General features: G+C 52.8%; 29 protein-coding genes. All 29 read right to left on the reverse strand.

The features are described from left to right. Positions 1–221: 221 nt before the first annotated feature. Positions 222–1,322, reverse strand: a complete 1,101-nt coding sequence (locus QNH46_RS14450) for a prephenate dehydrogenase (RefSeq protein WP_283924936.1) — start codon at positions 1,320–1,322, stop codon at positions 222–224. A 52-nt stretch (positions 1,323–1,374) separates the two neighbouring features. Next, positions 1,375–2,472, reverse strand: coding sequence for a histidinol-phosphate transaminase (hisC, locus tag QNH46_RS14455; protein ID WP_283924937.1), 1,098 nt, complete (start codon positions 2,470–2,472; stop codon positions 1,375–1,377). Between the two features lie 24 nt (positions 2,473–2,496). Beyond that, a complete protein-coding gene (gene trpA, locus QNH46_RS14460; protein ID WP_283924938.1) occupies positions 2,497–3,321 on the reverse strand; it encodes a tryptophan synthase subunit alpha in 825 nt (274 codons plus the stop codon). Next, positions 3,318–4,517 (reverse strand): tryptophan synthase subunit beta, encoded by a 1,200-nt coding sequence (gene trpB / locus QNH46_RS14465; protein WP_283924939.1) that lies wholly within the window; start codon positions 4,515–4,517, stop codon positions 3,318–3,320. Before trpB ends, trpA begins: the two co-directional genes overlap by 4 nt. Continuing rightward, positions 4,514–5,182, reverse strand: a complete 669-nt coding sequence (locus tag QNH46_RS14470; protein ID WP_283928445.1) for a phosphoribosylanthranilate isomerase — start codon at positions 5,180–5,182, stop codon at positions 4,514–4,516. Before QNH46_RS14470 ends, trpB begins: the two co-directional genes overlap by 4 nt. Positions 5,183–5,213: 31 nt before the next feature. Then, the gene (gene trpC / locus QNH46_RS14475; protein ID WP_283924940.1) at positions 5,214–6,017 is read right to left on the reverse strand and encodes an indole-3-glycerol phosphate synthase TrpC; all 804 of its coding nucleotides are present in this window, start codon (positions 6,015–6,017) and stop codon (positions 5,214–5,216) included. Next, positions 6,007–7,047: an anthranilate phosphoribosyltransferase gene (gene trpD / locus QNH46_RS14480; protein WP_283924941.1), complete on the reverse strand. Its 1,041-nt coding sequence runs from the start codon at positions 7,045–7,047 to the stop codon at positions 6,007–6,009. Before trpD ends, trpC begins: the two co-directional genes overlap by 11 nt. A 24-nt stretch (positions 7,048–7,071) precedes the next feature. Next, complete coding sequence (gene trpE, locus QNH46_RS14485; RefSeq protein ID WP_283928446.1) at positions 7,072–8,625, reverse strand: anthranilate synthase component I; 1,554 nt, start codon at positions 8,623–8,625, stop codon at positions 7,072–7,074. A 397-nt stretch (positions 8,626–9,022) separates the two neighbouring features. After that, the gene (gene aroH / locus QNH46_RS14490) at positions 9,023–9,397 is read right to left on the reverse strand and encodes a chorismate mutase (RefSeq protein ID WP_055107772.1); all 375 of its coding nucleotides are present in this window, start codon (positions 9,395–9,397) and stop codon (positions 9,023–9,025) included. Then, a complete protein-coding gene (gene aroB / locus QNH46_RS14495; protein ID WP_213590623.1) occupies positions 9,390–10,493 on the reverse strand; it encodes a 3-dehydroquinate synthase in 1,104 nt (367 codons plus the stop codon). Before aroB ends, aroH begins: the two co-directional genes overlap by 8 nt. Before the next feature lie 190 nt (positions 10,494–10,683). After that, the gene (locus QNH46_RS14500; RefSeq protein WP_196427103.1) at positions 10,684–10,854 is read right to left on the reverse strand and encodes a hypothetical protein; all 171 of its coding nucleotides are present in this window, start codon (positions 10,852–10,854) and stop codon (positions 10,684–10,686) included. Between the two features lie 60 nt (positions 10,855–10,914). Continuing rightward, on the reverse strand, positions 10,915–11,745 hold the full coding sequence (locus tag QNH46_RS14505) for a CheR family methyltransferase (protein ID WP_283924942.1): 831 nt from the start codon (positions 11,743–11,745) through the stop codon (positions 10,915–10,917). Continuing rightward, positions 11,736–12,179, reverse strand: coding sequence for a nucleoside-diphosphate kinase (gene ndk / locus QNH46_RS14510; RefSeq protein WP_283924943.1), 444 nt, complete (start codon positions 12,177–12,179; stop codon positions 11,736–11,738). Before ndk ends, QNH46_RS14505 begins: the two co-directional genes overlap by 10 nt. A 142-nt stretch (positions 12,180–12,321) precedes the next feature. Next, positions 12,322–13,296, reverse strand: a complete 975-nt coding sequence (locus QNH46_RS14515) for a polyprenyl synthetase family protein (RefSeq protein WP_283924944.1) — start codon at positions 13,294–13,296, stop codon at positions 12,322–12,324. After that, positions 13,293–14,159 carry a menaquinone biosynthetic enzyme MqnA/MqnD family protein gene (locus QNH46_RS14520; protein WP_283924945.1) on the reverse strand — a complete coding sequence of 289 codons (867 nt, stop codon included), beginning with the start codon at positions 14,157–14,159 and terminating at the stop codon, positions 13,293–13,295. Before QNH46_RS14520 ends, QNH46_RS14515 begins: the two co-directional genes overlap by 4 nt. Further along, complete coding sequence (locus QNH46_RS14525) at positions 14,140–14,769, reverse strand: UbiX family flavin prenyltransferase (RefSeq protein WP_283924946.1); 630 nt, start codon at positions 14,767–14,769, stop codon at positions 14,140–14,142. The genes QNH46_RS14520 and QNH46_RS14525 overlap by 20 nt, the downstream gene beginning before the upstream one ends. Then, positions 14,769–15,641 (reverse strand): UbiA-like polyprenyltransferase, encoded by an 873-nt coding sequence (locus tag QNH46_RS14530; protein WP_283924947.1) that lies wholly within the window; start codon positions 15,639–15,641, stop codon positions 14,769–14,771. Before QNH46_RS14530 ends, QNH46_RS14525 begins: the two co-directional genes overlap by 1 nt. Then, positions 15,634–16,359, reverse strand: a complete 726-nt coding sequence (locus tag QNH46_RS14535) for a demethylmenaquinone methyltransferase (protein WP_283924948.1) — start codon at positions 16,357–16,359, stop codon at positions 15,634–15,636. Before QNH46_RS14535 ends, QNH46_RS14530 begins: the two co-directional genes overlap by 8 nt. Positions 16,360–16,373: 14 nt before the next feature. Continuing rightward, positions 16,374–17,216: a heptaprenyl diphosphate synthase component 1 gene (locus QNH46_RS14540; protein ID WP_283924949.1), complete on the reverse strand. Its 843-nt coding sequence runs from the start codon at positions 17,214–17,216 to the stop codon at positions 16,374–16,376. A gap of 175 nt (positions 17,217–17,391) precedes the next feature. Further along, positions 17,392–17,934: a hypothetical protein gene (locus tag QNH46_RS14545; RefSeq protein ID WP_283924950.1), complete on the reverse strand. Its 543-nt coding sequence runs from the start codon at positions 17,932–17,934 to the stop codon at positions 17,392–17,394. 102 nt (positions 17,935–18,036) lie between these two features. Then, entirely contained in the window at positions 18,037–18,297 is a 261-nt protein-coding gene (gene mtrB, locus QNH46_RS14550) for a trp RNA-binding attenuation protein MtrB (protein ID WP_155610131.1), read from the reverse strand. 120 nt (positions 18,298–18,417) lie between these two features. Beyond that, a complete protein-coding gene (locus QNH46_RS14555) occupies positions 18,418–18,690 on the reverse strand; it encodes an HU family DNA-binding protein (RefSeq protein ID WP_055107762.1) in 273 nt (90 codons plus the stop codon). A gap of 183 nt (positions 18,691–18,873) precedes the next feature. Continuing rightward, entirely contained in the window at positions 18,874–19,845 is a 972-nt protein-coding gene (locus QNH46_RS14560) for an ABC transporter permease (protein WP_430691939.1), read from the reverse strand. A gap of 11 nt (positions 19,846–19,856) precedes the next feature. Then, on the reverse strand, positions 19,857–21,347 hold the full coding sequence (locus QNH46_RS14565; RefSeq protein ID WP_283928447.1) for a sugar ABC transporter ATP-binding protein: 1,491 nt from the start codon (positions 21,345–21,347) through the stop codon (positions 19,857–19,859). Between the two features lie 117 nt (positions 21,348–21,464). Beyond that, positions 21,465–22,577: a sugar ABC transporter substrate-binding protein gene (locus QNH46_RS14570; protein WP_283924952.1), complete on the reverse strand. Its 1,113-nt coding sequence runs from the start codon at positions 22,575–22,577 to the stop codon at positions 21,465–21,467. 159 nt (positions 22,578–22,736) lie between these two features. Further along, complete coding sequence (gene spoIVA / locus QNH46_RS14575; RefSeq protein WP_155610805.1) at positions 22,737–24,215, reverse strand: stage IV sporulation protein A; 1,479 nt, start codon at positions 24,213–24,215, stop codon at positions 22,737–22,739. Positions 24,216–24,521: 306 nt separating this feature from the next. Then, positions 24,522–25,265, reverse strand: a complete 744-nt coding sequence (locus QNH46_RS14580) for a YphF family lipoprotein (RefSeq protein ID WP_283924953.1) — start codon at positions 25,263–25,265, stop codon at positions 24,522–24,524. Between the two features lie 40 nt (positions 25,266–25,305). Further along, complete coding sequence (locus QNH46_RS14585) at positions 25,306–25,653, reverse strand: 2Fe-2S iron-sulfur cluster-binding protein (protein WP_283924954.1); 348 nt, start codon at positions 25,651–25,653, stop codon at positions 25,306–25,308. Positions 25,654–25,665: 12 nt separating this feature from the next. Next, entirely contained in the window at positions 25,666–26,307 is a 642-nt protein-coding gene (locus QNH46_RS14590; protein ID WP_283924955.1) for a nucleotidyltransferase domain-containing protein, read from the reverse strand. Between the last annotated feature and the right edge of the window lie 44 nt (positions 26,308–26,351).

Genomic DNA, 26,351 nt, shown 5'->3' on the forward strand with positions numbered 1-26,351 from the left:
AGCAGGAAAAAGGTTGCTTAAATTTGACAATTATTTAAAATGCAAAAAAAAGGCCACTTCGTAAAGTGGCCACTGCTCAATTAAGAGCAACAGTTATTGGATAGGAGTGGAGAGAAACCATACTGTACTTCTATTATATTGTATACGTTTTCATTCTGTCAACACTATTTTTTAATCGCTTTCATTTACATTTGGCAGAAGGTGCAATACACCTATGCCGCCTATACATACACCTTGTAATTTAAAGACTGCAAATGCTGCTTTGCCCGTTCCATTTCCGACTCTTGGCGGAAGGATAAGCGCATGACCCCTGGAACGTCCTCCCGGCTCTCGATAATCTGCATGTTGCTCAGGTTAATATGCTGATCGCCGAGCTGTGTCGCGATTTGACCGATAATTCCCGGGTGATCCGGCACATCGATATAAATATCGTACAGTGAAGTAATTGCGCCTTTGCGCCGCTCTGGAAGCTCGCTGCGGAATTGGTTAGCGGTGGCGAACGCCGCCTCGATGCCCTCCCCATCCCGCGATTCCAGTAAATGAATAAAACCTTCGATTTCGCGGTTCCAATCCTTAAGCAAAGTTAGGAGAATATCCCGGTTACTCAGTAAAATATCACGCCAAATCACCGGATCGCTTGAAGCGATTCGCGTAATATCGCGAAATCCGCCAGCGGCAAGCAATCGGTACAAGCCGTCAGCGTCCGTGTTGTTATAGGTGCGAATTTGATTGACGAGCGCTACCGCAATAATATGCGGAAGATGGCTGATAGCCCCGACAATTTCATCGTGCAGCACCGGATCTACCCGTACAATTTGCGCTTTGGTATAGGAAAGCAGATCCTCCAGCTTCCGGTAGGAATCCTCCGGAACATCCTCTGAAGGAGTCAACACATAATACGCATTCTCGAATAACAGCGATGAGGCAGCCTCAACGCCGGAACGCTCCGACCCGGCCATCGGATGGCCGCCGATGAAATGGACGCCCGGGAGGCTTAGCATCGCCGCGCAGGCGGCTACCGAAGCCTTCGTGCTGCCGACATCCGTAATGATACATCCCTGCTTGAGCGGCAGCTCGCTAAGTTTCCGCAGATAGGGCTCCAAACTGCCGACGGGCACACACAAAAAAATGAAGTCGGCATCGCAGGCCGCTTCTTCTATAGATAAAGTCACGGCGTCAACGACGCCGCGATCCATAATTCTTTGTTGGGATTCGGGACGGTGGCTGTGCCCAACGACGGTTAAGCCGGGCTTGCCTTTCAGACAAAGCGCCAGCGAACCGCCAATCAATCCTACTCCGAATATTGCTACTTTAATTGACATAAATTCTCACTCGATTTCTACGATTTGGATTTAAGACGCGCTCCTGCAGGAACTACACCTGTACCTGGTCTTTCTTTAGGACCTGCTCCAGAGCGGCGATAAATTTCACGTTCTGCTCTTTGGTTCCTACGGTCACGCGAATGTAGTCCGGATACTTGCCGAAGCCGGAACGAATAATAATGCCCAGCTTCATCAATTCCTGAAACACTTCCCCTCCCGGCCGATTGACCTGAACCAGCATGAAATTGCCATGGGCCGGAAAATAGGCCAATCCAAGCCGATCAAACTCCGCGCTCAAATAACGGATCCCTTCAGCATTCTTATCCCGGCATTCCTTCACAAAATCAAGATCTGCAATAGAGGCTTTGGCAGCTGCTTGACCAAAGCGGGACGTATTGAACGGCTCGCGAACGCGGTTGATCAGCTGAATCACCTCCGGCTGTCCAACACCGTAGCCGATCCGCAAGGATGCGAGGCCGTAGATTTTGGAGAAAGTCCGCAGGACGATCACATTAGAATATTTGCCAAGCAGGCTTATTCCGTCCGTGTAGGAAGCATCGGTCACATATTCGGCATACGCCTCGTCAAGTACGACAAGAACATGAGCCGGCACCCGGTCAAGGAACGATCTCAGGGCATCGTCCGTGACGATGGTGCCCGTTGGGTTATTCGGGTTGCAAATCCAGACAATCTTGGTCTTCTCCCCCACCTTGGCGAGCATGCCTTCAAGGTCATGCGTGCCGTCCTGCAGCGGAACTTCGATAATCGTCGCCCCTTCGATGCGTGAATTCGTGTCGTAAACGGAGAAGGTCTGATCAGCCATGACCGTTTCATCCCCAGGCAACAGGAATGCACGGCAGATCAAGGCGATGACTTCATCGGAACCGCAGCCGAAAATGATCTGTTCCCTGCTGACCCCAAGATGCTGTGCAAGCACCTCGGTCAATTCCGCAGAGCTGCCGTCAGGGTACTGGGTAATATTAGCCAGTTCTGCTTCAATCGCCGCGCGAACGCGTGGGGAGCAGCCATATGGATTTTCATTGGAGGCCAGTTTAATAACTTCCTCCAGGCCTAGTTCCTTCTTCACTTCCTCAGCAGGCTTGCCTGGCTGGTACACAGGAAGATTAACTATTCGGGATTTGGGCAGCATCAGAAGTTCCTCCTTCAATAAAAACTATGATTTTAATTGTGCCACAAAGTCGCGGATTTGCAATAAGCCTTGTGACTTTGTTTCTGGATTTTGCAACAGAGGAATGGATTCCTCAATTTTACGTACAATCGCACTGCCGATGACCACCCCATCGCAAAATTCCGAGAACCGGCGCACCTGCTCGCGGCTCGATATGCCAAAGCCAATCGCCACAGGCAATTCGGTCTGTTCCTTGACCGTGTCGATAAAGTGCTCGATTCCTTCAAAGAACGATGATCTTTCCCCCGTCACACCTACCGACGATACGCAGTAAATGAACCCGCGGGCTGAAGGCATAATGCGAGCAATGCGGTCATTGGACGTCGGCGCAACGAGCGGTACGAGCCGTATATTAGCTGCATCCGCAAGAGCGAGCACCTCTGCCGATTCTTCATAAGGCAAGTCAGGGATGATCAGTCCGCTGATCTCCGCCTCCTGCAGCTTGGAGAAGAAGCGGTCCAAGCCGATTTGCAGGGCCGGATTGTAGTAGGTAAACAATACGAACGGCATCGTCACGCCGCGTTCCTTAGCCTTTCGCGCCGTATCGAGACATGTATCAATGGTGATATGGTGCACGAGAGCCCGCTCGGAAGCGCGCTGAATGACCGGTCCGTCGGCAAGGGGATCCGAATAAGGAACACCAAGCTCCACAATGTCAGCCCCTGCTTCCTGCAGGGCAACGAGGATATCTACGGTCGCATCCGGGTTCGGGTCACCAACCGTGATAAAAGGCATCAGCGCCGTTTTTCCCTCGGCTTTAAGTCGCTCAAAAGTAAGATCTAGTGCGTTGGTTGCCGCTGCTGCACTCATGATTGCTTCGCTCCTTCCGTGTAAGCCATAATCGACTCAACGTCTTTATCTCCGCGCCCCGATAGACAGATGACGATAATCTCATCCTTACCCATCGATGGCGCCAGCTTCACAACCTGGGCTACAGCATGGGCAGACTCCAGCGCGGGAATAATGCCTTCAGTTCGGCTGAGCAGTCCGAGCGCATCGAGCGCCTCAGCATCGGTAATCGGCACATACTTCGCTCGCTGGATATCCTTCAAGTACGAATGCTCCGGTCCAACGCCGGGATAATCAAGGCCTGCCGAGATTGAATGCGCAGGCAGCACCTGTCCATGTTCATCCTGCAAGAGGTAGCTCATGGAGCCTTGGAATACCCCTCTCGTCCCCTTCGTCATCGTTGCGGCATGGTACTCGGTGTCTACTCCTCGGCCAGCCGCCTCTACGCCAATCAACTGAACGGACGTATCCTCCACGAACGGATAGAACATGCCGATCGCATTGCTTCCACCGCCAACCGCTGCGACAAGCATATCCGGAAGCCGCCCTTCGGCTTCAAGGATTTGCCGGCGCGTCTCATCGCCGATAACCCGTTGAAAGTTCCGCACCATCATCGGATAAGGATGCGGGCCCGTAGCCGATCCGAGAATGTAGAACGTATCTTGAACGTTAGCTACCCAGTAGCGCAGCGCTTCGTTGCAGGCATCCTTCAACGTCCGCGTACCAGACAGCACGGGCACCACCTCGGCTCCGAGCAGCTTCATACGGAATACGTTAAGCTGCTGGCGCTTCGTATCCTCCTCACCCATGAACACCTTGCATTCCAGCCCGAGCAAAGCAGCCACCGTCGCTGTCGCTACGCCATGCTGCCCCGCCCCAGTCTCGGCGATGACCTTGTTCTTGCCCATCCGTTTGGCCAGCAAGGCTTGCCCGATGGCGTTATTGATTTTATGGGCCCCGGTATGGTTCAAGTCTTCACGCTTCAAATATATTTTGGCTCCGCCCAAATGCTCTGTCAGACGCTGGGCATAATAAAGCGGAGTTTCCCTGCCTGAATACTGCTTCAGCAAATAGCGGATATCCTCGAGAAATTCGGGGTCATCCTCGTATTTCCGATAGGATTTCTCCAGTTCGATGAGCGCGTTCATTAATGTCTCCGGCACATATCGGCCGCCAAAGGGACCAAAGCGCCCCTGTTCGTCAGGTACTTGCGTCATTTCCCTTTCACCCTCTCCACGAATGCTATAATTTTATTTATATCTTTTACTCCGTCTGTCTCAACCCCGCTGGAAACGTCAACCCCGTCAGGGTTTAGGCAGCCGATTAGCTCCCCCACATTGCCGGGATGAAGGCCGCCTGCAGCAAGGAACTCTATTCCATGCCGGTTGGCCCAAGTCTTATATGGCTCCGCGCGCTCCCAGGCGAAGGTCTTGCCTGACCCCCCGCCATAGAGCGGGTCATACGTATCCAGCAGCAATCCGTCAATGACTCCTTCATAACCAGCCAACGGCTGCTCATGATGAATCGAGCCGTCATCTTTCACGGAAAGCGCCTTAAATATTTTCACCCCGAACGCCTGCTTCACTTCCCGGCAAAACTCTGGCGTCTCCGAACCGTGAAGCTGGATAATATCGAGAGGAGCCTCCGCTAATATTCGCGAAAGCTCCGGTAAAATCGGATTAACGAACACGCCGACGCTGGCCGGCGCCGTCCCCGTGGTCCATTCCTGAAGTATGGGAATTAACTCGGCAGCCTGAGCCCCGCTGACCTGGCGCTTGCTCTTGGCGAATACAAAGCCAATGTAATCAATAGGTAAGTGTACCATAGATTTTAGCACTTCAACGGATTGAAGTCCACAAATTTTTACCGCAGTGCTGCTCATCATGCATAGGGCTCCCTTCTACTGGCCATAATTATTGTCCAGCCCGGCTTGCCGAGCCCATGACATTGACAACGGCCTGCTGCACGTCCTCATGGCGCATGAACGTTTCCCCAATGAGAACGCCTTTGGCGCCGCAGCCCGCCAAAAATGAAATATCCTCCGGCGTTTGAATGCCGCTCTCGCTTATAAGCGTAATATCCGCAGGCACCTGCTTCGCCAAGTCGGCGGTCACCTGAAGTGTCGTCTCAAAGGTTTTCAAATTGCGGTTATTGATCCCGATCAGCTTAGCCTTGTTCAGACGAAGTACACGCTCGAGCTCAGTACGGTCGTGGACTTCTACCAAGGAATCCAGCCCGAGCGAAGACGCCGCCTGCAAATAATCCCGAAGCTGGACGTCGTCTAAAATGGCCGCGATCAGCAGCACCGCATCCGCCCCAAGCAGCCTGGCTTCAAAAATCTGCCGTTCGTCGATAATGAAGTCTTTGCGCAGCAGCGGCAGCTTGACGGCCTCGCGGATCGCCTGCAAATAATCGCCGCTACCCTGGAAATATGTCTCGTCCGTAAGTACCGAAATGCAGTCCGCTCCGGCCGCCTCATAGCTGCGGGCAATTTCTACCGGGTGAAAATCCGCGCGAATCAGCCCTTTGGATGGAGAGGCCTTCTTCACTTCGGCGATCAAGCCCATCTCCCTGTTGCGTCCTTCCGCCAATGCCCGGTGAAAGCCCCGGGTCGGACCCATGTCCGCAATAAGCCGCTCCGCTTCGTTTATTGAAAAATGCGCCGCGAGCGCGGCGACCTCCTGCCGTTTCGTTTCCACAATTTTATCAAGATACATAGCTTAGTGCCTCCGTCGTTTTAATAAGCTCCTCCAGTTTACCATACGCTTTGCCCGAATCAATCGATTCCGCTGCGATGGCAACGCCTTCGCGAATGCTGTCTGCAAGGCCGGACACATAAATGCACGCCCCGGCATTGGCCAGCACAACATCCCGGTATGCGCCCTTCTCTCCCTGCAGCACGCGGCGGATGATAGCCGCATTGACAGCCGGATCCCCGCCCATCATTTCGCTAAGCGGGTAAGTTCCCAGACCTAGATCGCTCGGATGCACATCATAAGTCGTTACGTTTCCGTTTCTTAATTCCGATATGCGTGTCGCGGAAGAAATGCTGATTTCATCCAGGCCTTCATGGCTCGTCACGACGAGCGCACGCTTCAGCCCAAGCTCCCTTAATACTTCAGCGACAGTCTCCGTCTTCTCCCGATCATAAATGCCCAGCACCTGGCGATCCGCTCCCGCCGGATTCGTCAGCGGGCCAAGCATATTGAATATGGTGCGCACGCCAAGTTCCTTGCGCGGGGCTGCCGCATATTTCATCGACGGGTGATACAGCTGGGCGAAGAGGAAGCAGATGCCGATATCGTCAAGGCAATGCTTGGCCTGATCCGCGCTGAGGTGAATGTTGACCCCAAGCGCCTCCAGCACATCTGCGCTCCCGGCACGACCCGAAGCCGATCGGTTGCCGTGTTTGGCAACGCGGACGGACACCGATGAAGCCACGATGGCCGAAGTCGTCGAGATGTTGAATTTGTGAATTCCCGAGCCGCCGGTACCGCACGTATCCAGCAGCTGCTTCGTTTCCGTTTGCAGCCGGTTAGCGTGGCTGCGCATCACTTCGGCAAACCCGGCGATCTCGTCGACCGTCTCTCCTTTAATCCGAAGAGCCATCAGAAGCCCTCCGATCTGGGCATGCGTCATATCGCCGTTCATCAGCATTTCCATGACCCCGCGGGCTTCCTCCCGCTTCAAATTCTGACCTTGTATCAAACGGTTAAGCACCGATTGCAGCATTTCCTGTCCGCTCATAGTCCCTTCCTCCTCATCCTTTATTCAAGGGGTATATTCATACAAATAATCCTGGTTAATGACCGCTTCGTCGCCCGATTCTGTCGGAAACATTGCTTCAGCTGTCCGAATCGCCTTCAGCAGCGCCTTCGCCTTGTTCATCGATTCCTGATATTCATTCTCCGGCAGCGAATCCCAGACAACCCCGCCCCCGGCCTGTACATAAGCTTTGCCATTCTTGAACACAATCGTGCGAATTGTAATGCAGGAGTCCATATTGCCGGAAAAACCGAGGTACCCGATCGCTCCGGCATAAGTGCCCCGGGCTTCCCGTTCCAGTTCGGCGATGATCTCCATCGCCCGCAGCTTCGGAGCCCCTGATACCGTTCCTGCCGGTAGGCAGGAGATGAAGGCATCGAAGAAATCCTTGTCGCTCCGCAGCTTGCCTGACACCTTGGACACCATATGCATGACATGGGAATAGCGCTCGATGTCCATGTAATTTTCGCATTTTACAGTACCGAATTCGGATACGCGCCCAAGATCGTTTCGTCCGAGATCTACAAGCATCACATGCTCGGCACGCTCCTTCTCGTCCTGCAGCAAATCCGCCTCCAGGGCCGCGTCTTCCTCTGGTGTCGCTCCCCTTGGCCGCGTTCCAGCGATAGGCCGCGTCTCCACTCGGTCGCCCTCAACCTTTACCAGCGCCTCCGGGGAAGTGCCGACGATAATCTCTTCACCCATTTTCAAATAATACATATACGGAGACGGATTCATCGTACGCAGCACCCGGTAGACGTGAAGCGGATCGACCGCCGTCTCGATGTGGAAGCGCTGGGACAGCACCACTTGGAAAATATCCCCGGCACGGATATATTCTTTGCCTCTCTCCACCATATCGAGGTACTGCTGCTTGGGCATATTCGACTGGATTTCTCCCAGCTCGACGTCCCCAGGAACCGGCCTGTGATTCAAGCGTTCGCCCGGCCCTTCATCCAGCAGTAAATCCGCCATTTCATCCAGCGCCTGCTGCGCCTGCCCATAGGTGCGGCGAATATCTTCGTCGCTATCGCCCTCCTGGACATGGACATTGGCTACGAGCAATATGTGCTGTTTGACGTGATCGAATACGATCACCCGGTCGCAGAACATAAATTGAATGTCCTGCATATTCATATCGTCAACTTGATGGGCTGGGAGCTTCTCGTAATATTGCAGCAGATCGTATCCGAAAAATCCGATTGCCCCGCCCGTAAACGGCGGCAGTTCCGGCAGCTTCGGGCTGCGGTATTTTCGCAGGATCGCCTTCAGCTCTTCCAGCGGCTTGCCGGGCAGCTCTGTCTGTTCGCCTGCTCGCTCAATGACCACCTTGCCCTTCTTCGCCTTGACCATCATGAAAGGATCCGTTCCGATGAAGGAATATCTGGCCCATTGAATTCCTCCCTCTACACTTTCCAGCAAAAATGCCTGCTCCCGCTGGGCTACCCGGCGAAAAATACGGATCGGCGTCTCCATGTCAGCCAGCAGTGGACGTACTACGGGGATTAAATTGTATTGCTTAGCCAGTTTGATTACCTCTTCTACATGCGTGGTTATCATGTCCTTCACTTCCTTTTCCTCAACATTATGGCGCTTCAATGCGATGCTTCGAGCTTTGCTGTTCAAATAAAAAAACCTCTACCGAAGTAGAGGTTTGGATAGACTCGCAAGTATTATACTGCTACGCAGATACCCGAGATACAAGAAATAAAGAGTCAACAAAGGAAAGTCCAGACTTCAGCTAACGACAAACCAGGGACATCCCCCAGCATCTATCATTATCTGATATCCGATTTCACGACTCTATGTTTCTATACCTGCACTCAAGGTACTGCTACTCAGCTCAACTCTGCTCATCTAAAGCTCTACTCAGCTCAAAACACACGATCAAAACTAAATTCTGTTATTAATAATACATGATTCCATGTTCCATGGCAACCATCCGGCGCAATTTATTCTAGGAGCCGGATGCCGCAAGATCCGGACGCAGGCTCTTCGCTTCATTCAAGTACACATGTTTCATTTCGCGCTGGCTCTTGTTCGTATTCACTTGGATCAATAAGCGGATGCACATCGGCAAGCTGCCTTTGACCGGAATTTCCGTCGAGCACATAAGGGGCACGAGCTCCCATCCCTTCAGCACACGGATGGCCCGTGCAGGAAATGTAGCATCCAAATCTGCCGTCACTGTTATCCATACGCTGCAAATATCCTCTGGCTCGATTTCGTTACGAGCGACGATTTCTTTCAGGAGCACAGCCGTTTCCTGCAAAATTTCCGTCTCCTCATTACGGGTAACTGTTGTGGCTCCCCGAATCCCCCGATTATACATGCTGCCCTTCCCCTTTCAATTGTTTGATGACTTGTCGCACTTCATCCAACGTCATGTCGGATACAATTTCAACCTCTCCAATTCGGACAGGCAAGATGAAGACGATTTGGTTTTCTTTGAACTTCTTATCATGGAGCATCGCAGAAATGATCTCCTCATCATTCAAATGCCCGGGAATCGTCGTCGGCAAGCCGAACTTGGCGAGCAACGCGGTCGTCTCCTCGTAAATGGAACGATCCCTGCCTCTGTTGACGGCGAGCTGGGCAGCCGCCGCCATCCCTATCGAAATCGCTTCGCCATGCAGAAACTCGCCGTAACCGCCGATAGCCTCCAGCGCATGGCCGATCGTATGACCCAGGTTTAGGATCGCACGCAAACCCTGCTCCGTCTCATCAGATGACACGACCTTGGCTTTAACGGAACATCCCTCCGTCAGCCCGTAAGTGAGCGCTTCGCGGTCCAGCGCGAGCAGCCGATCTGCGTTATCCCGGCACCAGTAAGCAAATTGTTCATCCCAAATCAAACCATGCTTGATCATTTCGGATAGGCCCGAGCGAACATCCCGTTCCGGCAAGCTCTGCAGTGTATCTACATCATAAAGCACCATGGCCGGCTGGTGGAATGCGCCGATCATATTCTTGGCCAGACGGTGATTGACGGCCACTTTGCCGCCAACGCTGCTGTCATGGGCCAGAATCGTAGTCGGCATCTGCACGAAATGCACCCCGCGCATAAAGGATGCCGCTACAAAACCGGCCAAATCCCCGACGACTCCGCCGCCCAAGGCAACCACGGTCGATTTGCGGTCAAGACCGCCCTCGATCGCCGCAGTCATCACCTCTTCGAAGACGTCCAGCGATTTTGATTTCTCGCCGGCCTTCACGACCGAACTTACGGTTTGGTATCCGCTCGCTTGCAGCGAATCTACGACGGTCTGCAAGTATTTCGGAGCGATGTTCTCGTCGGAGACGATCAGCACTGGGCTCTTCGTCGTCAGTTGATGCTGCAGAAAATACTCTCCGGACTTGCTCAGCAAGCCTTCACCAATATAAATAGGATACGAACGATCCCCTAAGTCTACCGTTAACGTCCTCATTTATGATGCGTTCCTCCTTTAAAACTGCTAAACTGTAAAGAGCTAAAATCCGAACATATCTTTGCTAATTATAGTATATGTGCTTTCCTTTTGACAAGGAAGCGTTATGCCCTTCTATACCTAAAAAGACGCACCGCCGCTACTGCCTGAAGCAGCAACTACGGTGCGTCTGGATCGTTTCTACTACCGACTAGCTTGAGGCCGGACGGTTGTTCGCCGAAGCAGCAATGATGCGCAGCGAATCCGCTGGCAAATCAAGAAGCCCGTTTAATTGGCCGCGTTCCACGCCAAGTACTTGCGCGCATTCCTGCGGCGTCAGGAACCCTCTGCGATAAGCATCGATCACTTTTCTCTTATCCATGACTAACCCTCCACGACATTGGATATTCCAAGTATCGGGCAAGACTCGCATGAATATACATCAATCTTTTTTGCGATAGAAAAAAGTTTCCGAAGCTTCCAAACCATAATTGCCCGGAGAAAATATTTGCTCCGTACTGCCCACAAACAGGATACCGCCTGGACGAAGCGCCTGGGCAAAGCGGTGATAGAGCTTCTGCTTCGCTTCTTCCGTGAAATAGATCATGACGTTGCGGCAAACAATCAGGTCGAAGCCTTCCTCGAAATCATCGAGCAGCAAATTCTGCTTCTTGAAGGTAACCGCCTTCTTCAGCTTGGGCTCGATACGGTACATCACGCCCTCGGGGGTGAAATACCGCCCAGCCACATCGGGCGGCACATCCTTCAGCGACCGTTCCAGGTAAAGTCCCTCGTTAGCCTTCCCGAGTGCGCCGTCATCAATGTCGGTTGCCAGCAAGTATGTATTTTGCAGCAGGCCCTGGTCGTTTAGAATCATCGCTAGCGTATACGGTTCTTCTCCGGTGGAGCAGGCCGCGCTCCATACCCGCAGCCGGGACTTCCCGGCCGCCAGAGCGGGCAGTACGGTATCCCGAAGCGTCTCCCAACGATTGGGATTTCTCCAGAACTCGGACACATTGATCGTCATTTTATCCAAAAATTCATAGAATAACGTTTTATCGTTGGTCATCGCTGAGAAAAAAGACGCGAAGGTCGAATATCCATTCTTGTTTCGTAGCGTCGTTAAGCGCCGTTTCATCTGAGCCTCTTTATACTGCGCCAAATCAATTCCCGTCAGCTGTTTGACATTACGGATAAAGCCCTCATAATCCGGATCGGGTACGCCATCTTGGCCGGAGCGAATCTGATTGGAAATCAACTCTTTCATATCCATGGATCAATGCTTCTGGAGTAGTTTAGTATTTCATGAGGCTCGAAAAAGTTGGCGATTTCCCGTTCTGCGCTCTCCAAACCGTCAGAACCATGGATAAGATTAAATGGCGTGTGGGCTGCGAAATCTCCGCGGATCGTGCCCGGCAAAGCCTCAGTCACCTGAGTTTTACCGATAACCATTCGGGACAATGCAATGACATCATCGCCCTGCCAGACCATTGCGAATACCGGACCAGACGTAATAAAGCGCACCAAGCTGTCAAAAAAGGGCTTGCCCACATGCTCGGCATAATGACGCTTCGCCTGCTCTTCCGTCACGTGAACGAGCTTGCCGGCAATCAGTTTCAGTCCTTTGTCTTCAAACCGGCTAACGATTCTTCCTACCAAACCACGCTGAACCCCATCTGGCTTAACCATCAAAAATGTCCGTTCCATGGTTTACCTCCCCTAATGTTGTCACATTGAATACTACGATGATATAGTGCATTCTTTTTAAGCTACGACTATAGCGTATTTTACCAGAAATCAGGGAGTAAGGGTACCATAAAAATCACGTTCCTGAAGAAGGTGTATCCTCCTAATAGGAACGTTTATTGATGAATAAAGCAATCTCCTTCAAGTGGGTTCTAGCCTTGCTCTCCGGAAGCTGATCAAGCGCCGCCAGCGCCTTATCGGTAAAAGTCTCCGCCAGCCGCTCGGCCTGTGCAATACCTGAGCCCGATTTGATAATATTGATCGCCTCCGAGATATGCTCGCTCCCATCCGCGCTGCGTATCCCTTCGATGGCCTGAAGCAGCGGCCCGCTAAGCTCCGGGTCTTGGAGCGTATAAATAACCGGCAGGGTAATATTGCCCTGACGCATGTCGCTGCCTGGCGGCTTGCCGATGCTCTTCTCCGTACCGCATAAATCAAGCAGATCATCGCGAATCTGGAAAGCCATGCCGATATTATAGCCGTAGCGGTACAGAAGCGAACTCGCCCTCGCATCGGCTCCCGAAGCTACTGCGCCAAGCTGACAGCTGATCGCGATCAGCAAGGCGGTTTTGCGCCGGATGCGCAGCAGGTAATGGCGAACCGACTGTCCGGTATTGAAGAAATCGCGGATTTGCTCCATTTCCCCGATCGACATTTGCACCATCGCCTTGGACAAAATCCGGTGCACCTCCGGGTCAGGCAGCTGGGTGGCCAGCATCAAAGCTTTGGCATAAATGTAATCGCCCGTATACATTGCGATTTTATTGTCCCACTTCGCCTTGACCGTCGGCTTGCCCCGCCGCGTTCCCGCGTCGTCGATCACATCGTCGTGTACGAGCGATGCCGAGTGGATCAGCTCGAGCGGTACGGCGACATACTGCAGCCGCTCCAAATCGTACGTGCCAAATTTGCCGCCCAGCAGCACGAAGATCGGGCGCAGCCGCTTGCCTCCTGCCTTCAGGAGATGGAGCGAGGTTTCGTTCAGCAACTCCTCATCGCCCTCGACGCTCCGGTACAACTGCCGTTCGATGAAATCCATGTCTTTCTTCAATGTACCGAAAATATCCATTAGTTTCATTCTTTCACCCGTATCAACGTATTATCGCTCCATATGTTCAAGCTTACCTCGTGCTCCAGAAGGCCGAGCTCGCGAGCATAAGCGAAATACAAAGCTAATCCAGCCTGCTGTTCTTCGTTAAAATCATAACATAAATTGTTAAAATAATGCCGCCAGTACCGGGGCGTCCCGCCGATTTCCCGGCACGCCTGATCGACGAGCGGGCTTAAATCGCTGAGGCTGCGGCGCTTGCTTTCTTCGAAAGCAGAACATACCCGCGACAGGAATACTGGATGCTCCTCCGCAAAAGATTTCTGCACGGCCCACACCGCAAAGGTCATTCCGTACCCCGTCCATCTTTTCCAGACTTCCCCTAAATCGGTCACAATATAATTATGATCCCGCCAGGACGCTTCAATCGCGTGGTCACCGATCAGCAAAGCCGCATCGCTGCTCTCCATCATCACGTCCAGGTTCGGCTCGCTGTCCCAGTAGGTCGGCTTGCCGCCGTAGGCCTTCTCCATAATAATCTTCAGCAGATTAACTGAGGTCGCAGACGTATTGGTCAGAGCAATAACGCCATTGCGGATCTCCTGCGGGGGTTTCCTGGAGAATAAAAGAATGGAGTTCACGGGGCCGTCCGAGCTAACGGACAGTCCCGGAAGCAGCCAGAACCGTTCCCAGCCCAGTCCGAAGGCAAACGAGGATACCGGCGCGATATCGAGCGACCCGCTCAGCATGCCCCGGTTCAGCAGCGAAGGCACCTCCGTTACGAGGCTAGGACTGCCGGGCAGCATATTCGTATCGAAATAATGAAATACAGGCCAGACGTTGCTGTACTTAATCCGTCCAATCAAGACGTCGTCATTGTTCCTGTTCTTCACGTTGCTCCCCCCATCTGGTAAACAGATTATGTTCAATTCTCAAGCTGTCTAGTACTTTACCAACCAAGAAAGAGACCAGGTCATCGATATTCTGCGGGCCGAAATAAAATGCCGGCATGGCCGGAAGGATCCGAACTCCAAGCTTGGCCAGCTTCAGCATGTTCTCCAGATGAATCGCATGCAGCGGCGTTTCACGCGGAACTAGAATGAGCGGCCGTCCTTCTTTCAGCATCACGTCCGCCGCACGGGTCAGCAAATTATCCGACGCGCCGTGGGCGATTCCGGAGAGAGTCCCCATCGAGCACGGCATGACGACCATGCCGTCTACCAAATAAGAACCACTGGCGATCGTTGCACCGATATCGGCGATCGGATGATAAATGTACTGCCCCGAGAAACCCGCAAAGTGCTCTTGCAGGACCGCTTCACGGTCCGATGTATTCCAGCCGAGCTCCTCTTTGATGACCCGCCAGCCTGCATTCGTAATGACAAGATGCACGTCAAATCCCAGCTGCAGCAGGGACTGTACCAATTTCACGCCATAAATCGAGCCGCTGGCACCCGTTATGCCGACGACCATCCCTTTTCGTCTCTCAGTGCTGCTGCCCATCAATAGTGCCGCACCACCAAATCAATCAAGGTGAACGAGAACACCACGATGCTGAGGACGCCGTTCATCAGGAAGAAGGACGTCTGCAACCTGCTGAGATCGCCTGGCGAAACGATGTAATGCTCGTAGAATAAAATCAAATAAGCGATAATCATTCCGGCGATGTACCACCAGCCAAGATCGCTGAGCAGCAGCAGAGCAATAAAGCCGACAGCGGTGATGATATGAAACGCCTGGGCAATCTTCAGTGAAGCCGCCACCCCGAATCGAACCGGGATAGAATACAGTCCCTCCGTCTTGTCAAATTCGACATCCTGACAAGCATACACAATATCGAAGCCAGCCACCCAAAACGTCACGGTAGCAAACAGGATCATAGCGGTCAGATCCACCTTACCTGTCACAGCAACCCAGCCGCCAAGCGGAGCCAGCGCGATCGTCAAGCCCAGCACGACATGGCAGAGCCAGGTAAATCGCTTCGTATAGGAGTACAGCACCAGCATGACGACGGCAATCGGCAGCAGCTTCATGGCCAGCGGATCCAGCTTGGCCGCAGCCCAGAACAGCAGGGCAAACGACACGATAATAAAAATGACGACTTCCCCGATCTTGAGAAGTCCGGCAGGGATCGCCCGATTCGCCGTCCGGGGGTTCTTCTTGTCACTCACCCGGTCGATGAGCCGGTTCAGCCCCATAGCAGCGCTTCTCGCTCCGAACATCGCCAGCAGCACCCAGCCGATCTGCCCCCATGACGGGAAAGTCTGATGAATCATGACCGAGCCGAGCAATGAGCCCATAAAGGCAAAAGGCAGGGCAAATACGGTATGTTCAAATTTGATCATCTGTAAAAAAATAATAGCTTTTCTAAACATGAGGCGTCTCCTTTGTTCCGATATGTAAGGCGGCGACTCCACCCGTTAAAGGATACGCTTCGACCTTCTGCAGGCCGGTTTCCCGGAAAATCTGAGCCAGCTCGTCCCTTCCCGGAAAAGCGGCTAGCGAATCAGGCAGCCATTTGTACTGCTCATAGCGTTTGGCGAACAGCTTGCCAAGCAGCGGCATCAGCTTTTGGAAATAGAAATAATAAATTCCCTTAAACGGCTGCCAGGTCGGCTTGGACATTTCCAGGCAGACAACCATGCCTCCTGGCTTGACCACCCGCTGCATTTCGCGAAGCACCTGATACAGATCAGGCACGTTACGCAGGCCGAAGCCGATCGTGGCATATTGAAAGGTATTATCCTCGTACGGAAGCTCCATCGCATTGCCCTGCACGAGCGAGATGCGATCGCTTAACCCTCGTTCATTCACCTTGCGGCGGCCAAACTCCAGCATGTTCTCGCTGAAATCCAGGCCAGTTATTTGTCCTCCGCTGGCCTCGGCCATGCTGATGGTCCAATCGCAGGTACCGCAGCAAAGATCGATTGCCGTATCCCCCGGCGACATATTCATCTTCGCCATCGTAAATTTGCGCCAGGCCTTATGCCGCCTGAAGCTGATAATATCGTTCATGATATCGTATTTCGGAGCGATGCTCTCGAACACCGAATGGACAAACTGCTCCTTCGGTCCTGAGGTAGAATTGCTCATAGTCGTCTGTCACCTTACCCTTCCTGCATTGCACGCCGCTGCGACGATAGCGCCGCACGAAATGGTTCGACAATCGCAGCCAGCTCGGACCGCTCCTTGTCCCCCTTTAGTTCCTGAACGAGCGCTTGAACCCGCTCTACGGATTGATGCAGCTTGTGAACGAGCTGCTCGTTCACGTCGTATTTGGCCAGAAGCGAAGACCACTCCCTCCGGTCGACCTTGCGCCGTGAAATGGCTTCCTTGTCCTCGGCCGTACCCGTTTCCATAATCCGCAAATAAGCGAAGCCTTGGCGTTCCTCCGGCAGCATGCTGCTAGACTTCATTTCACCAAGCACGACCTCGCAGCGGCTAAGCTCAGCCAGCAGCAATCTCCACAGATTTTGCAGCGGCTTGTCCATCAGATGGGAGAACGATTGGAACAAGCCCATCTTGATTTGTGTGCATTCCTTCAAATATTCTTCCGTAGGCAGAAGCTTCTTTAGCTTGTTGTAGAGCCCAACCTTCAGCCGGTTGACTTCGCAAATCGCAGTGCTCATGGAAGACACCAGTTCAATTTGTCCCGCCTTCGCGAGCAGCTCATAAAACAGGCTGCTGAAATAATCGCCCGCCAGTACCTTAAGCTGGCGGGATCGCATGCTCCGCTCCTCCTTGCAAGTCGAGTCGACATCGATCATGTCATGCGTGTCGAGCCCGATCTGTACGAGAAAAGCCGCCAGTGCGGAGGTCTCATGCGCCCGAATTTTGCTGCTGTCACGGATGTTTAGAAACATATAAAGCAAACGAACACGGGCAACCGGATATTCCGGTAGCGCCGTGTGGTTGGTAATCATGTCGTATCCGACATATTTATGTGCCATTTCAGTTATGCGATAAGGTTTCATCCTCTGCCTCCGAGCCGCTAATACTGACAGTCTCTTCTGAATGATGGTTAATTCAAAGAGATGTCACAATCCTGTCTATTATAGCATATGTTATTTCGCCGCGCACAAGATACGGCGCTTATTTCGCAATAAAATATAAGTCTTCGCAAGTCTATCGGATCATCGTCTTCCACAGACTTGTTTCCGTAACCCTGAACCAGCGTTTCAGCTCATGGCTTAATTCCCGGTTGCCCCGGGTCCGCAGCTCCTCAAGGGCATCCCTGGGCCACTCCCCCCGGCGCACATCCGCAGCCAGCAGCAAGTATTTATTTCCGAGCCACCTGTCCTCCGCTATGAACCGCACCAGCAGGCGATGCACGTTGCTCGTACCTGCAAAGGCGCGATCAATGGCTTGAGCAAGTCCTTGATACAGTCTGTCCGGTTGATCGGCCCCTTCCGTAATCCTGAAATCAAGCGACAACACACTTCCGCTCAACTCGACCTTGGCAACGGGGACAAGCAGCGTCCAGGCGATCAGCTCATCGACTAGATTATCATGATTCAGCTCCACAGGCTGCTCATGCTTGTCGAGCAGAGCTGCATTGGCCGGGGCGGCCTCGCCTGCCTCTCCGCCAAGCCAAGATACGGCCGCCAACAGGACGGCACAGCCCATCGAAATCAGCAGCGCCTGTACAATAATGGTAGTACGCTTCATGAGGCATTCTCCCTTGGTTTTTGACCTGGTTATATTCTGCCCTATATGGTCTATACCCCATTGTACAATTAAAAAAAGCAGGCTATGCCTGCAAAATCAAAATCATTCTTCCGTATCAATTCTGCCGTGCTTGGTCATAACGACAGCTTTACCTCTAATTTTCACCGCCGACGTATGGTCGGTAAATTGGGCGATGAGCACCTCGCCCTTGTCCAGCTTCTCCGTATGATGGAAGCGCGTGTCCTTGCCACGGGTAAGCCCGATGACCTGCACGCCCTGCTCCTTCGCCTTCACGACGAAATAATCGCCGTTATTTACGTTTCGCTCTTCCCCGCTGCCGGCACTCTGATTGTGCTGATCCATCCTGTGCGATTCCTCCCATCGGATAAATACACTGAAGAACTACATCCATCCGTCCCTTAAAAGAAAAGGCCGTGAACAAGCGCCCACGGACTTTTTACCAGAGAAGATATGTAGAAATCTTTATTTAATTCCGTCTTTGAGCGCTTTACCTGGTTTGAATGCAGGAATTTTGCTCGCAGGGATTTCGATTTCCTCTCCTGTTTGCGGGTTGCGTCCTTTACGGGCGGAACGTTCGCGAACTTCAAAGTTGCCAAAACCAACCAGTTGTACTTTGTCGCCGTTTTGCAGCGCCGTGGAGATCGCCTCAAATACAGCGTCAACCGCTTTAGCTGCGTCTTTCTTGGAAAGCTCCGTGCTCTCAGCAACTTGGTTCACCAAATCGGATTTATTCATCAAAACTCACCTCCCCGTTCAAAAATACATCACTCTGATATTCTGTGTTTCCGTTTTACCGCAGAATATACGTTATTCTACATTATTACTGGATATTTGCCCAGCAAAAGTTCATTTGGCCGCAGCCGTCAGAGGCGCGGAACAAACTTATAGTAATACAGCCCATCTAGAATTTCAAGTTTTTTAAGTCCTAGACCGGTTCAGCACGTAAAATGTGATCGACAAAGCAAGCACTAGTACCGAGCCCTTCACGATATCATGCGCGAAATATTGGACGTTCATCATGGTCAGTCCGTTAACGAGTACGCCGATGAGTACCGAGCCAATAAAAGTGCCGATAATGTTCGGTTTGCCCGCGCCGAAGACGGAAAAGCCGACAAAAGTGGCGGCAACTGCCTCCATCAGTAGAGGAGCTCCTGCGTCGATTTGTCCCGAACCGACCCGCGAAGCGAAGAGCAGTCCGCCAATGGCCGCAAATACGCCGGACGCCATGTAGGCGAACATCCGCACTTTCTTCACCTTGATCCCCGACAGTCTTGCTGCTTCCTCGTTGCCCCCGGTGATATAGATTTGCCGGCCATATTTGGTCCGGGTCAGAAACAGATGAACGACGATCACGAAAAAGATGAGCAGAATGACGCTGATCGGAATCCCAAGGAACTCCCCCTGTCCCAGCAGCAGGAAGGTTTTATCCATTTTGCCCGCCGCTTTGCTTCCGTCCGGGAATTGCATATTGTTGTAGATCGTATACCCTTGGGCATACGTTTTCTGGATTCCCGCGACGATATACATCATGGCCAAGGTCGCCAGCAAATCTGGAATTCTCATTTTGATGATTAGAAAAGCATTCAAGAGACCGATCAAAGCCCCGATTAATAGCGGAAAAATAATCACAACATAAAGCGGCATCTGATACCAGATCATCAGCGATGCCGAAACGACTGTAGTTAGCGAAATCGTTGATCCTACGGATAAATCGAAGCCATCTACGGCCAGTGACAGCGTAACGCCAATCGCTACAAAAGTCACGATTGCGATCGAATTCAGAATGTCGCTTAAATTGCTGTAAGTGAAAAAGTAAGGCAGTCTCATCGAGAAAAAGGCGATGACCGCCAATACGACCGTTATCGTTCCATACCGGAACGTTACATTCATCAATCTGTCTTTCACAAATTTTCCTCCCGTCCACCGCTTGCAAAGTACATCATCTTCTCCAGGGTAGCCTCGCTGCGCGGCATTATAGCCGCAATTCTGCCGTCATAAAGCACGGCGATCACATCCCCGATCCCCAGCCCTTCGTCAAGTTCGCTCGTCAAATACAGCACGCCTTTCCCCGCAGCTGCCAATTGTCCGATAATACGAAAAATATCGCTCTTCGCCCCGATGTCGACCCCTTTAGTCGGCTCGTCGAACAGAATAATATCCGCTTCTTTCTCCAGCCATTTGCCGATAGCCACCTTCTGCTGGTTTCCTCCGCTCAAATATTTCACAGGCAGCTTGGCCGAAGCCGTCTTAATGCCCAGCGAGGAAATTGTGCGCTCGGCAAGGCTCCGCTCCCGGCTGCCGGAAATGAAGCTGAAACGGCTGATCCGATTGAGCAAAGGCAGGCTGATATTGCGCTCCACAGACTCCTCCATGACGATTCCCTGCTTGCGACGCTCTTCGGGCACGCTGACGATACCTGCAGCAATGGCATCCGCCGGCTGCTTGAACAGCATCCTGCGGCCCCCCATGCAAATCTCCCCGCCGTCCGGACGGTCCGCCCCGGCAAGCATTCGGGCGATTTCCGTCTTGCCGGCGCCAACCAGGCCGACGACGGCCACGATTTGCCCGCTGCGCACCGTCAGATCGACGCCTTTGACTTTGCGGCCCTGACGCAGCCCGTTAACGCTTAGAACGATGTCGCCGATCTCGGCAGGAACCTTGGGAAACTCTTCCGCAAAGCTCTTCCCCAGCATTTGCGCAACCAGCTCCTCCATGCTCAAAGCGCCGACCGGTCCGGAATGCACCTTTGTTCCGTCCCGCATCACCGTGACATAGTCAGCATGCTCCATCACCTCGGGCAAGCGGTGAGTTATAAAGACGCATGCCGTCCCCCGATGTTTTAGCTCGCTTAATATGCGAAAAAAAGTATCCGCCTCCGAGCCGCTAAGCGGAGCCGTAGGCTCGTCGAAAATAATGACCTTCGCATCCTGCCTGACAATCCGTGCGAGCAGCACCATCTGCTTTTCAGCAATAGTTAAATCGGCAACCTTTCTTTTGACAGGAATATCTACTTGAAGCGATGCCAGTATTTGCTCCGCCTCTTGCGCCTGGCGCCTAGGACTGATCCACGCCTTGCCGTCCGAGGCTCCAATCGCATCCAGCATAACGTTCTCCGCGACCGTAAGTTGGGGAACGAGACTGGCGTCTACCTCCTGATAGACGCAATGGATGCCGAGCCGCTTCGCATCTGCAGGCGATTTATGCTTCACGACCCCTCCGTCCAGCAGCATTGTCCCTTCATCGTACTCGTAGGCCCCCGCCAAAATTTTCATCAACGTGCTCTTGCCTGCTCCGTTCGCACCGAGCAGCGCATGCACCTCTCCGCCTCTTAAGCCGAAATCGACGCCGCGAAGAGCCGAAATGCCAGCGAACGACTTTGTAATCCCTTTCATCTGCAGCACATACTGTTCTTCCGTTTCTTTTATTGCCGATGTCGCCAACTAACAGCACTCCCTTATTCAAAAAAGCGCGCCCTCCGGCGCGCCTTTCGCATTTTACAGCCCTAGCTCCTACTCTACGCCATACTCTTTCATCCACTCTTGAATACCTTGCTTGGAGCCGCCCCAGCCCTCAACATACTCGGACAGGTCATCCGTGGACACCTGCTGGTCAGGCAGGGCATCCCGCGCGACGAGCACCGCCTTCAGAACGACGTTATCCTCCGTCTCATCGCCATGCAACTTCTGGTAAGCGTATCTGACCTGTACCCGGCCGATATCTTTCGGGTCCACCGCGGCGGAAGCGACCCACGGGCTCTCCGGATCCTGGATAATCTGCAAGTCCTCGTCGCTTAAATCGATGCCATATACTTTGATTTCATCCCGGCCCGCAAGCTGAATCGCTCTGGCCGCCCCTTTGGCGAACTCATCCCAAGCGGCCCATACTGCTGTAATTTCACCCTTTGGATATCTTTTTAAAACGGCTTCCATCTGGGTTTGCGAGTCGAGCGCCGGATTGGACGCCGTTCCGAAGCTGGCGATTTCCTTCATGTCCGGGTTGTCCGCCAAAAACTTCTGGTATTCGATATCACGGCGTTCCATAGGTGCAAATCCGGCCACCCAAACCTTGACGATATTGCCCTTGCCGCCTGAATCCTGCTTCAGCTGCTCCAGCGACAATGCAGCCATGCTCTGATCGTCCTGGGACAATACGGTTACGCCAGGTACTTCTACCATCGCATCAAATACAACTACAGCGATTCCTTTTTCTACCGCTTTCTTGATGCCAGGCTCCAAAAACTCGGCTGCGCCGTGATCTGTCAAAATGATGTCAAAATTTTGATTTACCGCAGATTCGAGCAGCGAGGACATTTTCGCCTTATCATTTTCCGCGACGAACGTAGTAAGCTCCCCGCCGAATTTCTTCACTTCTTCCGTTACGCCCTGAACATATTGCTGCGAGAACGTACCCGTATTGAATTCCATGACCAGCGCTACCTTCTTGCCCGCAAGCTCCTTGCCGCTCACATCTGCCGCCCCGCTGCCCTGCTCTGCCGCTGGCTGAGATTCCGCCCCCGAAGCCGGTGCGGGCTCCTTCTTGATGCCGCACGCACTGACGACGAGAACGAGCAGCAGGATTAGCGCCGTCGTCCATGTTTTTTGCCCAAATGTAATTTTTTTCATGGTTTCTCCCCCTCTAGGTATGTATCTTTAAAAATCTTTATACATTAATATATATCTTAATTCCAAGTATGTAAATCGGTTTTTACTATTTAATAAAAATAAAAAACCGCACACAGCTGTATCAGCTTCGTGCACGGTTGAGATGATAAGGTTATGCTTCTATAAAATGATAGCGATCAGTCCGCCGGACCCTTCATTGATGATGCGGCCTAGCGTCTCCTGAAGCTTGTAGCGAGCGTTGTCCGGCATCATGGCGATCTTGCCCTGGATGCCTTCCCGGACGATGGAGTGCAAGGAGCGGCCAAAAATATCAGATTCCCATATTTTAATCGGGTCATTCTCGAAGTCCTGCATCAGATAGCGTACCAGCTCTTCACTTTGCTTCTCCGTTCCGATGATTGGCGCGAACTCGGATTCAACGTCGACCCGAATCATATGAATCGATGGCGCCGTCGCTTTCAGGCGCACCCCGAACCTGGATCCTTGACGGATAAGCTCCGGTTCATCCAGCGCCATTTCGGCCAGAGATGGAGCAGCGATACCGTACCCAGTCGTCTTGACCATTTCCAGTGCTTCCGCAAAGCGGTCATATTCCTTCTTGGCATGCGTGAACTCCTGCATCAGCTGCAGCAGATGATCCTTGCCCCTGATTTCAACACCGACGACTTCCATCAGAATTCGATCATACAGATCATCCGGCGCGTACAGATCGATTTCCGCTACACCCTGCCCCATATTCAGGCCGCTGAGTCCGGCACGGTCGATAAATTCATATTCGAGAAAGTTGCTGACGACCCGGTCGACGTCGCGCAGACGGCGGATGTCCTTGACCGTATCGCGGACCGAGTTTTCGTAATTGCTGCGCAGCCAGTGGTTCTCGTTCAGCACCATCACCCAGCTCGGCAAATTCACGTTGACCTCATGCACAGGGAATTCGTACAGCACTTCTCGAAGCACTCCGGTAACGTCCTCTTCCGTCATTGTCGCTGCGCTTAATGCGATGACCGGAATATCATACTTCTCGGCAAGCTCACCGCGGAGCTGCTGCGTTTCCTCGCTAAGCGGGCGCGTGGAATTGATCACGAGGACGAACGGCTTGCCGACCTCCTTCAATTCAGCGATGACGCGCTCTTCGGATTCTACATAAGAGTAGCGCGGAATGTCGGCGATCGTACCGTCTGTCGTCACTACGACACCAAGCGTGGAATGCTCTTGGATGACCTTGCGCGTCCCGATCTCCGCCGCTTCCTGGAACGGAATCGGCTCTTCGAACCACGGCGTAGAAATCATGCGCGGCCCATTTTCATCCTCATAGCCTTTTGCCCCTTCGACGGCGTAGCCGACGCAATCCACAAGCCTGACGTTGACTTCCAGCCCTTCTGCCACTTTGATTTGCACGGCATTATTTGGCACGAATTTGGGCTCGGTCGTCATGATCGTCTTGCCGGCTGCGCTTTGCGGAAGTTCATCCACTGCACGGATCCGATCGGCTTCGCTGGAAATGTTCGGCAGAACGACCGTTTCCATGAAGCGTTTAATAAAGGTCGATTTTCCGGTTCGGACGGCTCCAACCACACCGAGATAAATATCTCCCCCGGTGCGTTCGGCAATGTCCTTGTAAATGTCCACTTTCTCCAATACCAATGATATCCCCTCCTCAAAATTCGCCGAAGGAAAAATGCTTTGAGAGCATCCGCTTCGTTATTTGCAACAACTCGTACATTCGTTTGGACTAGTATCATCATATGTAGCAAATGCACTATTATGACGGATTATACCGTCCGCGCCTACTTTTTTTTGCTATACCGCCGCGCCGGGCGGCACCAAGGTTTCCGCCATATAACATTGTATGATCGGTGCCCGCTTCCTATGACATGCGAAAAAAGCCTCCCTATGAAGAATTCATAGGAAGGCATCCAAATGAGCTTAGAACGCTCTCTTGATTTAATTTTCGGCTTGCGCCACGGGAGTACCGTCTACCCAGGCATATGGCAGGGATTTTACCGGAACAAAATAAGACTGCTCCGTCAGCAGCACCCTAAGATCTCCCTGCTCGCTGCTGGCCGCCGTGCCGGATTTATCGATGGCCTGCATAATATCCCAGGCGTAATCGACGTATACCCGTCCCGATTTATCGATCAAATAGGGGAGCGGCTGTCTGGAATAGACGCTAAGCAGCTCATGCCCCTCACCGCGGATTTTCTTTAAATCCACCTCATGCAGGCCCGGGTACGTTTCCTCTTCTTGAGTTACCGGCCATTGCCCTGGATGAGATCTTTCGTATTCATCGACAAGCCTCTGAACGTCGTTCACCTTCTGTACCGTGATCAAATCCATCACTTTGACCGTCGGATTACTCTCTTCATCGATGACAAGAAAATAAGCGCTTCCTCCTTGCTCGAAAGCCGTATCAGGGATTTGATCCATATACCCCTGCTTGTTCAGCTGATCCAGGTTGATCCGGAATTTTTCGTAGCGAGGCACCTCTTCCCCCGCCGTAATAATTGGCAGGATTCCCGTATCCTGCTGGAAAGCGTTAATTGCGCTTTGGATCCGCTCGACGCTTTCCCGGTAAGATACGCTCTGTTCCTGCCGCTTGGCCCCGGGATACATACAGCCTGACAGTAGTGTAATTCCCGCCGCAACAATGATCATGCATGCGATGTATCTCATATAAGTCTTATTCACAACTCTTCATCCTTTGCAATATCATCCGTTATTTTAACCCTTACCACAGATCATCCTCTTGCTGGCGCTCCAGCTGCTTGCGGATCGCTGCCTTTAGGGGATCCTCCGGCAGCCGAACCTCGGCAGCCCCGATGATTTTGGCCTGGCAGGCCAGCCGAATTCCCTGCTCTAGAAGCGGCCCCAGCTTGCGCTGCTCAGCAGCGGTAGGCGGGCTTAACGAAGAGTTATGCCCTGTATCCGCCTCCACCTTGCACATCAGGCAGGCCGCATTGCCGCCGCAGCGCGTCGCGATATGAACTCTGGCGTTCCGTGCGGCCTGTAGGACGGTTGTCCCTGGACGGACTTTTGCCGCCTTATCCTGAGGCATAAATCTGATCGTATAGTCCATTCGGAGTTCCTCCTATTGCTGTTGCCTAGCCTTTAGCAGCCATTCCTCGTATATTTCGGGAGCTGCCAGCAATTCCGCTACGGCAGATACCGTTTCTGCTTCCCATGCGTTGCGGTCAAGCAGCAGCTTCAGCAGACCCACATGCCGCTCCGGCGACTTCCGGATCGCCTCGGCAACTGCACAATAACGGTCCGGACGTTCTCTCAGCACATTGAAGAGCAGCTCATGGGCAAGAGGCATTAACCGAATCGGCATGCCTTCTAGCATGATTTGTTCTGCATATCCGGTCAGTACGCCGCTTACTTCCGTACGGTACATCGAGCTGCCGTTTCTGATTTCAAAACTACCGACCAGCTCCATCGTCAGCGCCCCCAGACGGTAGTGGCTTAGCATGGAGGAGTAGCGGCCGCTCTCATCCCACACAGGCTCGTCCAGCGCCAGATCCGTTAAGCGGTTATGCAGCTTCTTCGCCTCAGCTCTATCATAATAAACGTCAATGTCACGAGGGGAGCGTTCCAGCGGCACTCCCTGCAGCCACAGGCCGCAGCTTCCGCCCAGCAGCCAGGCGGCATCAGCTTGATCCAGCCGGCTGCCTAAATTCTTCAAGGCAGCTATCAGTGGGGCCTGTCCCTCCTCTGCGATGTCTATGCTCATTACATACCTCTTCCCTTGACTCCGTTATACTTGGTCTTATTCCT

It is taken from the genome of Paenibacillus woosongensis (assembly GCF_030122845.1).
Taxonomy (GTDB): domain Bacteria; phylum Bacillota; class Bacilli; order Paenibacillales; family Paenibacillaceae; genus Fontibacillus; species Fontibacillus woosongensis_A.

Bases quoted from the DNA above. Each gene is read 5' to 3' on its own strand.
- QNH46_RS14450 (WP_283924936.1), bottom strand. From the start codon at position 1,322: ATGTCAATTAAAGTAGCAATATTCGGAGTAGGATTGATTGGCGGTTCG.
- hisC (WP_283924937.1), bottom strand. From the start codon at position 2,472: ATGCTGCCCAAATCCCGAATAGTTAATCTTCCTGTGTACCAGCCAGGC.
- trpA (WP_283924938.1), bottom strand. From the start codon at position 3,321: ATGAGTGCAGCAGCGGCAACCAACGCACTAGATCTTACTTTTGAGCGA.
- trpB (WP_283924939.1), bottom strand. From the start codon at position 4,517: ATGACGCAAGTACCTGACGAACAGGGGCGCTTTGGTCCCTTTGGCGGC.
- QNH46_RS14470 (WP_283928445.1), bottom strand. From the start codon at position 5,182: ATGAGCAGCACTGCGGTAAAAATTTGTGGACTTCAATCCGTTGAAGTG.
- trpC (WP_283924940.1), bottom strand. From the start codon at position 6,017: ATGTATCTTGATAAAATTGTGGAAACGAAACGGCAGGAGGTCGCCGCG.
- trpD (WP_283924941.1), bottom strand. From the start codon at position 7,047: ATGAGCGGACAGGAAATGCTGCAATCGGTGCTTAACCGTTTGATACAA.
- trpE (WP_283928446.1), bottom strand. From the start codon at position 8,625: ATGATAACCACGCATGTAGAAGAGGTAATCAAACTGGCTAAGCAATAC.
- aroH (WP_055107772.1), bottom strand. From the start codon at position 9,397: ATGTATAATCGGGGGATTCGGGGAGCCACAACAGTTACCCGTAATGAG.
- aroB (WP_213590623.1), bottom strand. From the start codon at position 10,493: ATGAGGACGTTAACGGTAGACTTAGGGGATCGTTCGTATCCTATTTAT.
- QNH46_RS14500 (WP_196427103.1), bottom strand. From the start codon at position 10,854: ATGGATAAGAGAAAAGTGATCGATGCTTATCGCAGAGGGTTCCTGACG.
- QNH46_RS14505 (WP_283924942.1), bottom strand. From the start codon at position 11,745: ATGGATATGAAAGAGTTGATTTCCAATCAGATTCGCTCCGGCCAAGAT.
- ndk (WP_283924943.1), bottom strand. From the start codon at position 12,179: ATGGAACGGACATTTTTGATGGTTAAGCCAGATGGGGTTCAGCGTGGT.
- QNH46_RS14515 (WP_283924944.1), bottom strand. From the start codon at position 13,296: ATGAAACTAATGGATATTTTCGGTACATTGAAGAAAGACATGGATTTC.
- QNH46_RS14525 (WP_283924946.1), bottom strand. From the start codon at position 14,769: ATGGGCAGCAGCACTGAGAGACGAAAAGGGATGGTCGTCGGCATAACG.
- QNH46_RS14530 (WP_283924947.1), bottom strand. From the start codon at position 15,641: ATGTTTAGAAAAGCTATTATTTTTTTACAGATGATCAAATTTGAACAT.
- QNH46_RS14535 (WP_283924948.1), bottom strand. From the start codon at position 16,359: ATGAGCAATTCTACCTCAGGACCGAAGGAGCAGTTTGTCCATTCGGTG.
- QNH46_RS14540 (WP_283924949.1), bottom strand. From the start codon at position 17,216: ATGGCACATAAATATGTCGGATACGACATGATTACCAACCACACGGCG.
- QNH46_RS14545 (WP_283924950.1), bottom strand. From the start codon at position 17,934: ATGAAGCGTACTACCATTATTGTACAGGCGCTGCTGATTTCGATGGGC.
- mtrB (WP_155610131.1), bottom strand. From the start codon at position 18,297: ATGGATCAGCACAATCAGAGTGCCGGCAGCGGGGAAGAGCGAAACGTA.
- QNH46_RS14555 (WP_055107762.1), bottom strand. From the start codon at position 18,690: ATGAATAAATCCGATTTGGTGAACCAAGTTGCTGAGAGCACGGAGCTT.
- QNH46_RS14560 (WP_430691939.1), bottom strand. From the start codon at position 19,845: ATGAATGTAACGTTCCGGTATGGAACGATAACGGTCGTATTGGCGGTC.
- QNH46_RS14565 (WP_283928447.1), bottom strand. From the start codon at position 21,347: ATGAAAGGGATTACAAAGTCGTTCGCTGGCATTTCGGCTCTTCGCGGC.
- QNH46_RS14570 (WP_283924952.1), bottom strand. From the start codon at position 22,577: ATGAAAAAAATTACATTTGGGCAAAAAACATGGACGACGGCGCTAATC.
- QNH46_RS14585 (WP_283924954.1), bottom strand. From the start codon at position 25,653: ATGGACTATACGATCAGATTTATGCCTCAGGATAAGGCGGCAAAAGTC.
- QNH46_RS14590 (WP_283924955.1), bottom strand. From the start codon at position 26,307: ATGAGCATAGACATCGCAGAGGAGGGACAGGCCCCACTGATAGCTGCC.